This is a genomic window from Streptomyces sp. NPDC021115 (assembly GCF_044333065.1).
GTDB lineage: Bacteria > Actinomycetota > Actinomycetes > Streptomycetales > Streptomycetaceae > Streptomyces.
The window spans coordinates 1,133,266-1,147,638 of the sequence record NZ_JBIRQF010000001.1 but is presented as its reverse complement, the minus strand read 5'-3'; the positions used below and the strand labels follow the sequence as shown (position 1 = coordinate 1,147,638).

Annotated in this window: 15 protein-coding genes and 2 pseudogenes; 10 read left to right on the top strand and 7 right to left on the bottom strand. The window is 70.0% G+C overall.

The genetic code is table 11. The features are described 5' to 3' along the window. From ACH4TL_RS05345 to ACH4TL_RS05335, 3 genes and pseudogenes are all read left to right on the top strand, one after another. Positions 1-77 (top strand): annotated as a pseudogene (locus ACH4TL_RS05345) (MerR family transcriptional regulator); the annotation flags it as partial. A 35-nt stretch (positions 78-112) separates the two neighbouring features. Further along, positions 113-577, top strand: a pseudogene (locus ACH4TL_RS05340) (tetratricopeptide repeat protein); the annotation flags it as partial. 39 nt (positions 578-616) lie between these two features. After that, a complete protein-coding gene (locus ACH4TL_RS05335; RefSeq protein WP_398425161.1) occupies positions 617-985 on the top strand; it encodes a hypothetical protein in 369 nt (122 codons plus the stop codon). Here the strand turns inward: ACH4TL_RS05335 and ACH4TL_RS05330 are convergent. Next, entirely contained in the window at positions 973-1,233 is a 261-nt protein-coding gene (locus tag ACH4TL_RS05330) for a hypothetical protein (RefSeq protein ID WP_398311836.1), read from the bottom strand. The genes ACH4TL_RS05335 and ACH4TL_RS05330 overlap by 13 nt on opposite strands. A gap of 101 nt (positions 1,234-1,334) precedes the next feature. Between ACH4TL_RS05330 and ACH4TL_RS05325 the strand changes: the two genes are divergently transcribed. Next, on the top strand, positions 1,335-2,096 hold the full coding sequence (locus tag ACH4TL_RS05325; protein WP_398311839.1) for a class I SAM-dependent methyltransferase: 762 nt from the start codon (positions 1,335-1,337) through the stop codon (positions 2,094-2,096). 218 nt (positions 2,097-2,314) lie between these two features. Here the strand turns inward: ACH4TL_RS05325 and ACH4TL_RS05320 are convergent, their stop codons facing one another. After that, entirely contained in the window at positions 2,315-2,662 is a 348-nt protein-coding gene (locus ACH4TL_RS05320) for a MerR family transcriptional regulator (RefSeq protein WP_398311842.1), read from the bottom strand. Positions 2,663-3,573: 911 nt separating this feature from the next. Between ACH4TL_RS05320 and ACH4TL_RS05315 the strand changes: the two genes are divergently transcribed. The 5 genes from ACH4TL_RS05315 to ACH4TL_RS05295 all read left to right on the top strand — a co-directional run bounded on the left by ACH4TL_RS05315 (position 3,574) and on the right by ACH4TL_RS05295 (position 7,751). Further along, the gene (locus tag ACH4TL_RS05315; RefSeq protein WP_055557837.1) at positions 3,574-3,777 is read left to right on the top strand and encodes a cold-shock protein; all 204 of its coding nucleotides are present in this window, start codon (positions 3,574-3,576) and stop codon (positions 3,775-3,777) included. Positions 3,778-4,020: 243 nt separating this feature from the next. Next, positions 4,021-5,472, top strand: a complete 1,452-nt coding sequence (locus ACH4TL_RS05310; RefSeq protein ID WP_398311846.1) for a DEAD/DEAH box helicase — start codon at positions 4,021-4,023, stop codon at positions 5,470-5,472. Between the two features lie 127 nt (positions 5,473-5,599). After that, a complete protein-coding gene (locus ACH4TL_RS05305; RefSeq protein ID WP_398311849.1) occupies positions 5,600-5,983 on the top strand; it encodes a CBS domain-containing protein in 384 nt (127 codons plus the stop codon). A 6-nt stretch (positions 5,984-5,989) separates the two neighbouring features. Beyond that, positions 5,990-6,298, top strand: coding sequence for an SCO5918 family protein (locus ACH4TL_RS05300; RefSeq protein ID WP_361485296.1), 309 nt, complete (start codon positions 5,990-5,992; stop codon positions 6,296-6,298). 328 nt (positions 6,299-6,626) lie between these two features. Beyond that, the gene (locus ACH4TL_RS05295; RefSeq protein ID WP_398311858.1) at positions 6,627-7,751 is read left to right on the top strand and encodes an ADP-ribosylglycohydrolase family protein; all 1,125 of its coding nucleotides are present in this window, start codon (positions 6,627-6,629) and stop codon (positions 7,749-7,751) included. Here the strand turns inward: ACH4TL_RS05295 and ACH4TL_RS05290 are convergent. The 3 genes from ACH4TL_RS05290 to ACH4TL_RS05280 form a co-directional block, all read right to left on the bottom strand. Next, on the bottom strand, positions 7,729-9,057 hold the full coding sequence (locus ACH4TL_RS05290; protein WP_398311861.1) for a glycosyltransferase 87 family protein: 1,329 nt from the start codon (positions 9,055-9,057) through the stop codon (positions 7,729-7,731). The two genes, ACH4TL_RS05295 and ACH4TL_RS05290, sit on opposite strands and share 23 nt — an antisense overlap. A 188-nt stretch (positions 9,058-9,245) precedes the next feature. Continuing rightward, the gene (locus ACH4TL_RS05285) at positions 9,246-10,817 is read right to left on the bottom strand and encodes a sodium:solute symporter family protein (RefSeq protein WP_398311864.1); all 1,572 of its coding nucleotides are present in this window, start codon (positions 10,815-10,817) and stop codon (positions 9,246-9,248) included. Positions 10,818-11,132: 315 nt separating this feature from the next. After that, positions 11,133-11,912 carry an SDR family oxidoreductase gene (locus ACH4TL_RS05280; protein WP_398311867.1) on the bottom strand — a complete coding sequence of 260 codons (780 nt, stop codon included), beginning with the start codon at positions 11,910-11,912 and terminating at the stop codon, positions 11,133-11,135. A gap of 136 nt (positions 11,913-12,048) precedes the next feature. Here ACH4TL_RS05280 and ACH4TL_RS05275 point away from each other — a divergent pair, with 136 nt between their 5' ends. Beyond that, positions 12,049-12,927 carry a hypothetical protein gene (locus tag ACH4TL_RS05275; RefSeq protein WP_398311870.1) on the top strand — a complete coding sequence of 293 codons (879 nt, stop codon included), beginning with the start codon at positions 12,049-12,051 and terminating at the stop codon, positions 12,925-12,927. A 146-nt stretch (positions 12,928-13,073) separates the two neighbouring features. Here the strand turns inward: ACH4TL_RS05275 and ACH4TL_RS05270 are convergent, their stop codons facing one another. After that, positions 13,074-13,283 (bottom strand): DUF397 domain-containing protein, encoded by a 210-nt coding sequence (locus tag ACH4TL_RS05270; protein ID WP_009715701.1) that lies wholly within the window; start codon positions 13,281-13,283, stop codon positions 13,074-13,076. A 178-nt stretch (positions 13,284-13,461) separates the two neighbouring features. Continuing rightward, complete coding sequence (locus ACH4TL_RS05265; RefSeq protein WP_398311873.1) at positions 13,462-14,334, bottom strand: helix-turn-helix domain-containing protein; 873 nt, start codon at positions 14,332-14,334, stop codon at positions 13,462-13,464. Between the last annotated feature and the right edge of the window lie 39 nt (positions 14,335-14,373).

The window sequence follows — 14,373 nt, the reverse complement described above, 5'->3', positions numbered from 1 at the left end:
TGCTGACCAGCCGGATCGAGCAGCTCCAGAAGATGGCCGCCGCCGTCGAACACGCCATGGAGGCACGGAAGATGGGGGGGACGAGGAGGCGCTCGCCGACTTCGAACGGGCCATCGAACTCGTTGCCCATTACGCATGGTTCGGTCTGGTTCAGGCCCTCCGCAGCCTGAAGCGCAGGGAGGAGGCGATTACTGCGATCGACCGTCACCTTGCGACTCAGCTGGACGATCAGGAAGCGCTCGCCGAGCGTGGTGAGGTATACCGGATGATGGGCTGTTTCGAGGAAGCGCTGGAAGACTTCGGCCGTGCCATCGGGATCAATCCTTCGTATGTGTTCGCGCTGGTCCAGCGGGGGCGGACCTATGAGCACATCGGCCGACACGCTGAAGCGCTGGCGGATTTCGACGTTGCTGTCGCCGCCGCTCCCGACGATGCCTGGGTTCTGGCGCACCGAGGCGACCTGCGTCTGCGCCTGGATGTTGACGCGGCTGCTCTCGACGACTTGGACCAGGCTGTCCGGCTCGACCCCGACGATCTGTTCACGTTGGAGGTCAGGGCCAGGTGCCACCGGCGGGCGGGCCGGTACGCCACGGCAGCCGAGGACATCGAACGGGCGATGGCTGCCGACCCCGACGACCTCGACATCGCCTTCGAACACGCCATGCTGGTGAGCCGAACCACCGGTCTCCCCGAGGCGCGGGAGCGGTGGACCACCTTCGAAGAGCTGCTGGCCGAGCATGGCGATGAGCGGGACCCGCAGACCCGGGCGGCCGGATCGATCATCAGCCGAGCCGCCCTCGGTGACTGGGCCGGGGCCGGGCGGTTTCTCGCGGAGTTACCCGCGGCCCGGCCGTACTGGGAGGTCGTGGACCACGTCGTACGTGCTCTGGACGACCTCGCTGAAGCCCCGGGCGCCGACCGCGACCGGGTCGCGGCCCTTCGCACGCCCCTCGCCGACCTGCGGGCGGCGCTTCACATGTCGTAGCCGGACATCTTGTCCGCGTCCTCATTGAGCTGCTTGAGGTCCACGTTGCTGAGGAACGGCAGCACGGCGCCGCAGTCCAGGCAGGCGCGGGCGAAGTCGACGTCGAACGCCGGGCGGAGCTTGTAGAGGCGCGGGCGGGGGAACTTGAGGCGCAGGCGGTCGTTCTGGCCCTCGAGCGTCCGGAGTTGTCCGACCGGGCTCAGCCGGTTCGATCCGCATACGCCGCAGCGCAATTCCCCGATTCCCATGAGGGGACGCTACCCCGGCCGGGCCCCCTGCCGCGAGCGTCCGCGGGCTGTGAGACTGGGCGGTCCATCGAGGCTCCCCGGGGGCGGAGAGGCGGCGCGCCGTGTTCGATCGCAGGGTTCTGACCGAGCGGGAGTACCGGGACGACCGCCACCTCGCCGCGCGGCAGGCGCTGTACGCGCATCAGGAGCCGCGGCACGATCTGCCGGGCATCGCGGTGGCCCAACTGGGCGGTGTACGCGGGCCGGTGGTGGACGTGGGGTGCGGGAACGGGGTGTACGGGGCGCGGGTGCGGGCGGAACGGCCGGAGTTGGGGGTGCTGTCGCTGGATCTGTCGCCGGGGATGCTGGCCGGGGCCGTGGGGCGGGCGGCGGTGGCGGACGCGCAGGCGCTGCCGCTGGCGGACGGGAGCTGTGGGGCGGTGCTGGCGATGCACATGCTGTACCACGTGCCGGACATCCCGCGGGCGATCCGGGAGCTGCGGCGGGTGCTGGCGCCCGGCGGTGTGGCGCTGGTGTCGACGAACGGCGGCCGGGACAAGGCGGAGATCGCGGAGGTGTGGCGGCGCGCGGCGGGGGAGGAGCGGCCGTCGTTCAGCGGGCGGTTCACGCTGGAGGAGGCGCCCGCGCTGCTGGGGGCGGCCTTCACCGAGGTGCGGGTCATCGAGCTGACGGGGACGATCACGGTCCGGGAGCCGGGGCCCGTCATGGCGCACATGGGGTCGTATGAGACCTGGGCGGGCGGCAGGGGCGGTGACGCGGGGGAGGTGTTGCGGCGCGCGGAGCGGCTGGTGCGGGACGAGATCGACACCAAGGGCGCGTTCGCGGTGACGAGTCGTTGCGGGATCTTCGTCTGCTCGGGGTGATGCGCCGCCCGCCGAGCCGCGCAGCACCCGCACCGCGCCGTCCTCCTCGACGCCGGGGGTGACCTCCTCGCCCTTGGCACCGATGGCCGCGTCCGACCTGCCGCCGCCGTTGAAGTCGTCGTGCGGGGAGGCGCTGGCTACGGCCGAGAGACGGGGCCAGGGACGGGCCGCCCGCGCCCGGCTCGCGGCCCCGCGTGCGCCCCTCGCCGAACTGGGCGTCAGGAAGCGTCGGGCTGGTTCGCATCGGCTGCGGGCTCCCGCAGCTCTGCGTTGAGCCGCTGGGCCTCTTCCAGCTGGTCTTCGAGGATGACGATGCGGCAGGCGGCGTCGATCGGAGTGCCCTGGTCGACGAGTTCGCGAACGCGTGCCGCGATGCGCAGCTGGTAGCGGGAGTAGCGGCGATGGCCCCCCTCGGAGCGCAGGGGGACGATGAGGCGGGCCTCGCCGACGGCCCGCAGGAAGGCGGGTGTGGCGCCGATCATCTCCGCTGCGCGGCCCATGGTGTACGCGGGGTAATCGTCGTCATCGAATTTGTCGGTGGCTCGCTCTCGGGGCTTCGAATTCATTGCACCTCTCTGTGGGACGCGTCGAGGGGCCCTGGTGCCATTTGGCACCAGGGCCCCGAGGGTTCAACACCATCTACCGGCGCTGTGCACCGGCCTTCTGTTTCCGCTGCCTGCCCTGGGGGCGAGGCGCGGGGATCGCGGCTGCGTGACCGGGGACCACCTTCCAATCCGGGGCCTGCGGTACCCGAGCGGACCAGGTCCGTGCCCGGGCGATCCTGATGGCGTCTCCTCCTCTCCTTTTCTCTCGCTGCTCTTGCTGGAACTGCTGTCGTGCGTCATGCGTGGTGGCCCTGGGGCCACCCGGCCCGGCAGCCAGTGGCGGGACCTTCCTGCACTTCCCGGCCGCGCCACTCCGCTGTCGTGCGGTGTTCTGCTCGCGGCAGTTCGTCTCTGCCGCGCCTGACTGACGTCGTTGGCTACGCGAGAAACACTAGCTACAAGAGCGCCGCATGTCTACTGCGGCCGGTGCAGATTTACCTCTACTGCCGCAACAGGCCCAGGGGCCCGACCCCATGGGCCGGGGCGGTGGAGGTGAGGGTGCGGTGGCGGGGCCTCGGTCGTCACCGCCGCTGTCCACCGTGCGGCCGTCTTCCCGGCGGCCCGTCGGCCCTCGGCGGCGTTCTCCCCGCCGATGCCCAATATGTAATGCCGCGACTGCAGAAACAGCCTCTGAATTGGTGGGGAGTTTTTGCCTTGCCGAGCTTGACTGTCAATTATCGTGCAGGACCCGGCGTGCCGTGCTACCGTCGTTGTCAGTTGCAGTTGTGGTTCCCAGACTTCAAGTGTCCTCGCCGTCGTACACGGCGGGAATGCTTTTGTATTTCCGGTGCATTTCCGGAGGGGTGATCATCGCGGCGACGCGGGGTCCGCAAAGTGTGGGCTCCGGGCACTGCGCCCGAAGGAGATATAGCATGACTACTGGCACCGTGAAGTGGTTCAACTCGGAAAAGGGCTTCGGCTTCATCGAGCAGGACGGCGGCGGCCCCGACGTCTTCGCCCACTACTCGAACATCGCCGCCCAGGGCTTCCGTGAGCTGCAGGAGGGCCAGAAGGTGAACTTCGACCTCACGCAGGGCCAGAAGGGCCCGCAGGCCGAGAACATCGTTCCCGCCTGACGCTGACGCGTACAGCGACGCTGGGGCCCGCACCTTGGGTGCGGGCCCCACTCGTTTTCCCCGACGATCCGGCATCTCGAGCGTCCGACTTGCCGGTGTATGTCGATCATCTTTCGAAGCGATGGGCGCACCTCTTCCGCCCCGCTTCGTTTCGTTTACCTATTCGGTTCGTTCTTGCGATTCTTTTCTGCGCGGCTCACTGCTGCCGAGAATTCCTCGACGTGCCGCATCGAGGAAGGCCGCATGAAACGCACTGCCCGAACGAACAATCGTTCCGTCCGCCCCCGCTCCGGTGGGAACGGCCGTCGTCCCGCCGCGCCGCAGGGAGAGTTCGCCCTGCCCGTCACGCGCACCCCCGCTCTGCCTCCGGCCGAGACCTTCGCCGAACTGGACATGCCGCCCGCGCTGCTGGCGGCCCTGACCGCGGAAGGCATGGCCGTGCCGTTCCCGATCCAGGGCGCCACGCTGCCGAACTCCCTCGCGGGCCGCGACGTCCTGGGCCGTGGACGTACCGGCTCGGGCAAGACCCTCGCCTTCGGCCTGGCCCTGCTGGCCCGTACCGCCGGACGGCGCGCCGAGCCCCGCCGGCCCCTGGGGCTGGTCCTGGTTCCCACCCGGGAGCTGGCCCAGCAGGTCACTGACGCGCTCGCCCCCTACGCCCGGTCGCTGAAGCTGCGGCTGGCCACCGTCGTCGGCGGTATGGCGATCGGCCGGCAGATCAGCGCTCTGCGCGGCGGAGCCGAAGTCGTCGTCGCGACCCCCGGGCGGCTGAAGGACCTCATCGACCGTGGTGACTGCCATCTGGACCAGGTCGGCGTCACCGTGCTGGACGAGGCGGACCAGATGGCCGACATGGGCTTCATGCCTCAGGTCACCGCGCTGCTGAACCAGGTCCGGCCCGAAGGGCAGCGGATGCTCTTCTCGGCCACTCTGGACCGCAACGTCGACCTTCTGGTCCGGCGCTACCTGGCCGACCCGGTGGTCCACTCCGTCGATCCCTCGGCGGGCGCCGTCACCACGATGGAACACCACCTGCTGCACGTCGACAGCGCCGACAAGCACGCCACCACCACGGAGATCGCCGCCCGCGACGGCCGGGTGATCATGTTCCTCGACACCAAGCACGCGGTGGACAGGCTCACCCAGCACCTGCTGAACAGCGGCGTCCGCGCCGCCGCCCTGCACGGCGGCAAGTCCCAGCCCCAGCGCACCCGCACGCTCGCCCAGTTCAAGACCGGCGACGTGACGGTACTGGTGGCCACCAACGTCGCGGCCCGCGGCATTCACGTGGACAACCTCGACCTCGTCGTCAACGTGGACCCGCCCAGCGACCACAAGGACTACCTGCACCGCGGTGGCCGCACCGCCCGGGCCGGCGAGTCCGGCAGGGTCGTCACCCTCGTCCTGCCGGGCCAGCGCCGCGACATGGCCCGGCTCATGAGCACGGCCGGCATCACCCCGCACAGCACCAAGGTCCGCTCCGGCGAAGCGGAACTGAGCCGCATCACCGGCGCCCAGGCCCCCTCCGGCATCCCCGTCACCATCGCCACGCCGGTCGTCGAACGCGCCAAGCGCGGCGGCTCGTCCTCGCGGGGACGGCGTAGCCGACCGGCCCGGGCCCGCCGCGCCGCCGGATCGACCCGGACGGGGTCGGGGGCCTCGCCGCGGCGGTCCACCCTCGGCTCGGCCGCGTAAGCCCCGGACCGGACGCTGACGCTCGGTTACGGCTCGTCGGACCACCACAGCACGGAGGCTCTCCTTGACGATGGTTCACCCGCACCCCCGCCCGACGAGCTGTTCCCCCAGGACAGCCGATGACGCCATGAGCCCGCCCGGGCCGCAGGCCGGAGACGACATGTTCGTCGACGTGGCCCTGTCGGTCCTGGCGGGCGCCCGCGCCGACCATCTCCTCGTCCGTGACGAGGACGGCCGGTGTGCCGGACTGGTGGCCCGTGCCCAGCTGAGCGCCCACCGCGGCGCCTCCTGGTACACCGAGGAAACCCGGTTGCGGGACATCCCGCACGACCGGGGGCCCTTCACCTCGCCCGTGACGGCTGTGGGTGAAGCGGAACGCAGGATGCGCGAGCGCGCGCTGCGGGCTTCACCGGTGGTCGACGAGGACGGTTACGCCCTGGGAGTCCTCGCCCTCGCCCCGCTGATCTCTCCGGCCGGTCATCCGATTTCGGCCTCTCTTCGACCCTGTTGAGGCATTATGCGCTGTGTTATCGCCCGCTTCCCCTTCGATCTGATCAAGAGTGAGGTCGAGCAAGCGATGGCAGGTATCAAACCCGAAACCGTCACGGGAGACTCCGTGCTCATCGGCCGCCGTCAATACCCCGTCAAGCAAGTGGGCGCGGTCATCACCCGTCAGGACCGCCGTGACTTCACCGCCGACGAGGTCACCCGAGCACTGACCCGTCTCGGTTTCACCTGCCGTTCCCTTCCCGTATCCACACCCGACGCGGGCCATACGCCACTTGAGGCCGCGTCCGCGCTGCTCGGCTCCCCGGAACCTGCCTGACCGGGATCGACGCGCCCGCACGGATGAGGGCCCCGACCGCACGGCGGTCGGGGCCCTCATCCGTGCGGGCGGCGCGTCCCATTCCGCCGTCTCGGGAATGCCGGGCTTCCCCGTAAGATCTGCCGCGCGATGGGAACGCCGCTGCGCGTTGTGCGCTGTCCGTTATCCGGTGCGTCATTTCGGAATGAGGAGGTCCGTCGCACTATCCGTGATGACGCCTTCACCATTCGCTGCCCCATTGACGGCACCCGGATTCGATCAAAGAGTGTCCATTACAGTTCAAAGACACTCCAGGGCCATACACATATCGAAGAAGAGGGGAAAGGTCGTGACCGCAACCGTCAGCGCAGCGACCGGCGTATGGGGCCGCGCCGAACAGCAGGACTTCCGCAGCCGGGTACGGGGCTGTCTGCTCGGCGGGGCGATCGGGGACGCCCTGGGGGCGGCCGTGGAGTTCTCCTCGCTGGCCGACATCCGGGCGGACCACGGCACGCAGGGCGTGACGGACTTCGTGCCCGCGTACGGGCGGCGCGGCGCGGTCACCGACGACACCCAGATGACGCTGTTCACCGTGGACGGCCTGATACGTGCCCAGGTGCGCCGCGACACCGGCGCCTGGCATCCGCCCACCGACATCCACGCCGCGCACCGCCGCTGGTACGCCACCCAGCGCGACTGGGGCCCCGACGAGCGCCGCGAGAGCGACGGGTGGCTGGCCAGGGAGGAGTGGCTGTACGCGCAGCGCGCGCCCGGGCGGGCGTGCCTGACGGGGCTCGGGGACGCGACCATGGGCACCCTGGAGGCGCCCAAGAACCCGGACTCCAAGGGCTGCGGTGCCGTGATGCGCTCCGCGCCGTTCGGGCTGCTGGTGGGCTGGGAGCCGCAGCTGGTGTTCCAGCTGGCCATCGAGTGCGCGGCGCAGACCCACGGCCACCCCACGGGCTATCTGGCGGCCGGCGCGTTCGCCCTCATCGTGCACGGGCTGGCGCGCGGGGAGGCGCTGGACGGCGCCGTCCAGCGCACCCTGGCCCATCTGGCGGGCCGCCCCGGCCACGAGGAGACCACGGACGCGCTGCGGCGGGCGCTGGGCGCCGTACGCCAGGGGCTGCCGACGCCCGAGCGCGTCGAATCCCTCGGCGAGGGCTGGACCGGCGAGGAGGCGCTGGCCATGGGGCTGTACTGCGCCCTGGTCGCCGAGGACGTGCGGCACGGTCTGCTGCTGGCCGTCAACCACGGCGGGGACAGCGACTCCACGGCGGCGATCTGCGGCAATCTGCTGGGCGTGCTGCACGGCGAGACGGCACTGCCGCCCGCGTGGCTCGCCGAGGTGGAGGGGCGCGGCACGATCCTGGAACTGGCGGACGACTTCGCGATGGAGATGACCCAGGGCCCCGCCCTGCACGGCCCCGAGAACTCGGCCCCCGCCTGGCTCAGCCGCTACCCGCGCGCGTGAGCGTCCGCGATACGGTCCGCGATTCGGGACGATCCGGCGCCGCGGGCCGAGCCGGGGCATCGCGCAGGGCGCGCCAGGTGACATAGGCCGCCGTCGCCAGGAAGGCGGTGCCGATGATCGGGTAGACGGCCGTCATCAGCATCTGGGGCGGGGTCTGGTGCAGCTCGACGCGCTGTTTCACGCTGTGCGGGGCGTACCAGATCATGAAGGAGCAGAAGAGCAGCCAGGTGAGCGCCGTCCATCCCGCCCAGGCCCGGGAGGCGCGGCGGACCGTCTCGACGGCGAGCAGCAGCACCATCGGGACCGCCCACACCCAGTGGTGGGACCAGGAGACCGGGCTGATCATGAGGGCGGTGACGGCGCAGCTGAGGGTGGCCCACGCGCGGGCGTGCGGCAGGGCGCGTTCGTCGGCGAGCTGGGCGGCGACGGCGGTGGCCAGGCCGACGCAGCCGATCAGCGCGGCGGCGGCTAGCCACCACGGGCCGGGGTCGGGGGTGTGCAGGAGGCGGGCGAGGGCGCCGCGCAGATTCTGGTTGCCGGAGCCCTCGACGTCGCCGGGCCGGTCGGTGGCGAACAGCACCTGGGTCCAGAAGCGGTGCGAGTCGTACGGCAGGGCCAGCGCCGCCAGGCAGACCGTCCAGGCGAAGGCGGCCGTGGCGACGCCCGCCCGCCGCAGATGGTCGCTCCCGAAACCGTGACCGGACCGCAGGCGCCGGATGGCGCCGATCAGCCCGGCGGCCGCGAGGAAGGCGATGAAGAGCCCGGGGGTGAGCTTGATCCCGGTCGCGATGCCGGTGCCGACCCCGGCCCACTGGTGGCCGCCCCGGCGGGTCAGGTCCCACAGCACCAGCACCGCGACAGCCAGGTTGATCTGGCCGTAGCGCAGGGTCGTCCACACCGGTTCGCACCACACCGCGACCCCGGCCAGGGCCAGCACGGCGGCGGCGCGCGGCGCCCGGCGCGGGCGGCCGACGAGCCGCAGCGACAGATGGGCCAGGGCGACCATCAGGACCAGGTTGACGGCGGTGCCGAAGGTGCGCAGGACGCCCGTGCCCATGACGGTCAGCGGGGTGAACAGCATGGCCGCGAACGGCGGATAGGTATTGGGCAGATGGTGCGCGGTCGCCCGCATGTCGTACAGGTCAGCCGCGTTGCGTACGGTCCAGCCCTCGGCCTGGTAGACCAGCAGATCGGCCATGGACACCTGGGCGGCGCGCTGGGCGATCCAGAAGCCTGTGAAGGACACCAGGCAGAACACCGCCGCGCACAGCGTGGGACGCCGGGTGATCATCTGTGTCGCGGTCACGGGGGTCGCTCCAGAGGTGCATGAGGGCGGCAAACGGCACAGGCGGCCGACGATAGTACGTTCCGGATGATGGCCCGTGGAGGGGTGCGGGTTGCCTGTGCGTGCCGTAAAACCGCACGTCAGGGCCCCGGCCACCGAAGGAGCGAGGGTGACCGGGGCCCGTGAGCGCTGCGCGGGGGCGGCGGGCGTCAGTCGGACGCGCCCGCCACTGTCTTGCGCCCGGTCGCGTCCGACGCCGGAACCGACCGCGCGGCACCCGCCGAACCCGGCCCGTCGTCATCCGAGTTGAGCGAGGCGAGGATGGCGTCGCGCTCCGGGGTGTCCTCCGGCTTCACATAGCCGATGACGATGAAGAGCACGAGCGAGACCGCGAGCGGGACGGCGACCTGGTACTCCAGGTTGACGCCGCCCTCGACCGCGTCGTTGATCGGGTAGTTGACCAGGTAGAAGGCGATCAGGCCGAGCGCCCAGCTGGTGAGCGCCGCCGTGGGCCCGGACTTGCGGAAGGCCCGCAGCATGCCGAGCATCAGCGGGATCGCGATCGGACCCATCAGACCGGCGACCCATTTGATGACGACGGTGATGATGTCACCGAAGAAGTCCGAGTTCACCTGGGTGGCGATGCCCATGGACAGGGCGAGGAAGAGCAGTGTGGTGTAGCGGGCGGCGAGCAGCCCGGTGCGGGTGCTCCACTGCCGTACGGACTTGAAGATCGCGGGCATGATGTCGCGGGTCACCACGGCGGCGATCGCGTTGGCGTCCGAGGAGCACATCGCCATGGTGTGCGAGAAGAAGCCGACGATGACGAGGCCCAGCAGACCGTGCGGCAGCAGGTGTTCGGCCATCTCGGCGTACGAGTCGGCGGGCTTGTCCGTCTTGATGATCAGCGGCGCGACCCACATCGGGAAGAACAGCACCAGCGGCCAGACGAACCACAGAACGGCCGACAGCCGGGCCGAGCGCTTGGCGGAGTGGGCGCTGTCGGTGGCCATGTAGCGCTGCGCCTGGTTCCACATGCCGCCGTTGTACTCGAACGTCTTGATGAAGAGGTAGGAGAGCAGGAAGATCAGCGTGTACGGGCCGACGGTCGGCTCGGCGTGGCTGTCGGGCAGGTCGTCCCAGACGGTCCAGAAGGTGCTGAAGCCGTCCAGCTCGTTGAGCACGGCGATCAGCATCGCGATGCCCGCCACGAACTGGATGACGAACTGGCCGAGTTCGGTGAGCGCGTCGGCCCACAGCCCGCCGACGGTGCAGTAGACGGCGGTGACCGCGCCGGTGATCAGGATGCCCTGGTTGAGCGAGACGCCGGTGAAGATGGAGAGCAGGGTGGCGATGGCGGCCCACTTGGCGCCCACGTCGACGATCTTCAGTAACACCCCGGACCAGGCCAGCGCCTGCTGGGTGGGCAGGTTGTAACGGTTCTTCAGGTATTCGAGGGGTGAGGCGACCCCGAGCTTGCTGCGCACCCGGTTGAGCCGCGGCGCGAAGAGGCTCGCGCCGATCGCGATGCCGATGGCGATGGGGAAGGACCAGGTGACATAAGAGGTGATGCCGTATTGGTAGGCGATGGCCGCGTAACCCGTGAACATCACCGCGCTGTAGCCGGACATGTGGTGCGAGATGCCCGACAGCCACCAGGGCATCTTGCCGCCGGCGGTGAAGAAGTCGCTGACGTTGTCCACACGCTTGTGGGACCAGACGCCGATGCCGACCATGACGCCGAAATAGCCGATGAGCACAGCCCAGTCGAGACTGTTCATGTCCCCTCCCAGGGGTCCGCCTTGTGAACGGGAGCGCACTTCGCCGCGACGTTCCTCTTGGGCGGTTCCCCCGAGCGGGAGCGGGGTACTTCCGGGATTGAACCGCTTGTCCGGGTGGTCGGTCAAGGGTTCGACAGGTCACGAGTGTGAACACAAATCAGAGAGAAGAACGGTTTTACGATTTCTTGACCTGACGGGCCGTTGTCGTGCACGCGTCCCCGAATCCACGATGAGCGGGCACTTCGTCAGACGCACGCCCGCGCATCGATGGGTCGGTACGGGAGCGGGATCCCGAAAGGCCGGACAGGAGTCGCGCTACCGCATCAGTTCACCGGCGTTCACCAGCAGCGACTGCCCGGTGATCGCCCGGGCCCGGTCGGAGGCCAGGAACACCACGGCCTCCGCCACATCGCCGTCCGTCGCCAGGTCGGGCAGCGCCATCCGGTCCGCGAGCCGCTGCTCGATCTCGGTCTCGGGTACGCCTTCCGAATGCGCGGCGAACTGGACGTACGCCCGCACCGGCGGCCCCCACATCCAGCCGGGCTGCACGGTGTTGACCCGGATCCGGTGCGGGCCCAGCTCGCGCGCCAGCGAGTACATCGCCGAGGTGAGCGCCCCCTTGGATGCCGCGTACGCGGCCTGCCGCACCTCGCTGGGCGCGGCGACCGACGACTGCGTACCGATGAGCACCACCGCGCCGCCGTTCCGCTTGAGCGCGGGGAGGCAGGCCCGGGTCATCCGCAGCGTCCCGAACAGGTTGACGTCCACCACGCGCCCCCAGGACGCGAAGTCGGCGTCCTCCAGGCCGCCGAAGTGGCTGTCCAGGGCGGCCACGTTGACGACGGCGTCGATCCGGCCGAAGCGGTCCAGGGCGAGCGCGGCCAGCGCCTCGCACTGGACCGCTTCGGCGATGTCGGTGGCCCGGTGGGCGGTACGCGCCCCGTCCGGGTCGAGCTGCTTCGCGGTCTCGGCCAGCCGCTCCCCGGTGCGCGCCCCGAGGACCACCTGGGCGCCCTCGCGCAGGCAGGCGGCGGCGATGCGCTGGCCCAGGCCGGGGCCGACACCGGAGACGATGACCGTTCTGCCGCTCAGCATGGGGCCTCCTCGGGGCTGACGAGGCGTCAGGCTAGGCGTACGGCACGGATAAGGCCAGACCCGGTTCGCGCCGGATCCGAGGGGGCGCGATTGTGCCGCACCCCCTCCACAGCTGACGTTGCGTCAGCTACACCTGATGGGCATGACGAGCGACGCGAGCGAGGGCACACGCGGCGAGCGGGAGGACACACTCGCCGAGGCGTACGGGGAACTGGCCTCCGTCGGCCCCTGCGGAGTACGCCCGGGGCATGCCCTGATCACGATGGTCGAGCCGCATCCGGGCCATGAGTACGCGTACAACCGCTGGTACGAGGACGACCACTTCATCGCGGGCGCGATGGCCATGCCGTGGATCTACGCCGGGCGCCGCTGGGTCGCCACCCGCGACCTCCAGCGCCTGCGCTACCCGGAGAAGTCGGCGGTCGCCCAGCCGGTCACCGCGGGCTGCTACCTCACCGTCTACTGGCTCACCGAGGACCGCTACACCGAGCACATGCGGTGGACGGTCGGCATCAACAAGCGGCTCAACCGGGACGGCCGGGTGTTCCAGGAGCGTACCCACGTCCTGACGGCCTTCCACGACCACGAGGCGACCGTCTACCGGGACGGGGCGGCCGGGCCGCGCGACCACCACGCCCTCGACCACCCCTACGCCGGGCTGGTCCTGGAGGTCGTCGAGGCCGAAAGCCCCGAGCGCCGCGACGAGCTGCTCGACTGGCTGCGGACCCGCCATCTGCCGCGCTGCCTGGCCGGTTCGCCCGCCGCGATGGTGACCGTCTTCCGGCCGACTCCGCTGCCGTCGGACCGGATGGCGTACGTCAAGCAGGTGGAGGGCGTGGACACCAGGCTGACCCTGCTGTGGTTCCTCCAGCGCGATCCGCGCGAATGCTGGGAGGAATATCTGAGAGGGCTCGACGCGGATGTCGAGCGGTCCGGACTGGGCCGGGTGGAATTCGTCGCGCCGTTCATTCCGACGATTCCCGGTACGGACCAATATGTCGCGGAGCTTCGATGAGGGCTTTGCCGAGAGCCACGGAAGCGGGAATGCGACGAGCCCTCTCGGCAGGGACGGCGGCCGGTCGAGAGGGCTCGGTGGCGATGGTGCGAAACTGCGGTTCTTCGGGTCCGGACCGCGCTGCCGCGGCCGGTCGAACAGCAGGATCAGCCGAGGTCGAAGGCTCCGCCGTGGACGTCGGCGACGAAGGCCGACCAGGAGGCGGGGGCGAAGCTGAGCGTCGGTCCCTGCGGGTCCTTGGAGTCGCGCACGGCGATCTCATCGACGACCGGGGAGGCGACCTCAACGCAAGCGCCGTTTCCTGCGGAGTACGAGGATTTCACCCACGTGCTCGTCTTTCCCTGCTGAATGGACACAATTGCTCCGATGCGTTTTGTTGACGAGATGCGCCCCCGTTTGGAGGCGAAGCCGACGTTACTCGTCAACATCGTCATGAAAGGTGGCCATTCACTCGACCGGGTGGCATATTCCATCGGCCTCTTCCGCGGCGGGGTGCGGAGGTGTACGCTCCGCGCTCGCTCCCGGCCCGCGTCGTCAGCCCTCCCCGTGCCGACGCGCGTGCTCCTGTGCCACCTCGGTGATGAACTGGCGGCTCTGGTCCACGTTCAGCGCCTGGGCCCGCAGATGCTCGTACATCATGCTGTAGCTCTGCACGTCGGTGAGCTTCTCCAGATAGAGGTCGCTCGTCACGCCCTCCAGGTAGACGACGCTCGTATCCGACTCGTCGGAGAACTCCAGGATGGTGAACTGCCCGCTCATCCCCGGGTGCGAGCCCATGCCGAACGGCAGCGCCTGCACCGTCACATGCGGCTCGTGGCTCATGCGGACCAGATACTCCAGCTGATCGCTCATGATCTTGTGGTCGCCGACCACACGCCGCATCGCGGCCTCGTCCACCACGGCCCACAGCCGCAGTGGGGACAGCGGATCGGTGATCCGCTCCTGCCGCCGCAGCCGCACCTGCACCCGCTGGGCGATCTGGTCCGCGGCGACCTCGGGCAGCGCACCGGTGATGACGGCCTGGGCGTACTCCGGGGTCTGCAACAGCCCCGGCATCACCTGGGGTTCGTAGACCCGCAGGGACGCGGCGTCCGTCTCGAAGCCGATGTAGACGCTGTACGGGACGTCGCCGAAGGCGTTCCACCAGCCCTGCTGGCGCGACTCCTTCGCCATTTGCATCAGGGAATCGACCAGGGCCTTGTCCTCGACCTTGTACGTACGGCAGAGGTCGCGCACATCGCGCTGGCTGATGCTGCGACGCCCGTTCTCCAGTCGGCTGATCTTCGACTGGGAGACCATCAGCTCCTCCGCCACCTCCTCCGCCGTCATGCCCTTCTCCTGGCGGAGCCTGCGCAGTTCCTGGCCCAACCGGCGTCGCCGGACAGTGGGGCCGACGTTCGATGTCACGGGACGTGCACCTCCGGCTTCGTACTGCTGATACATGCT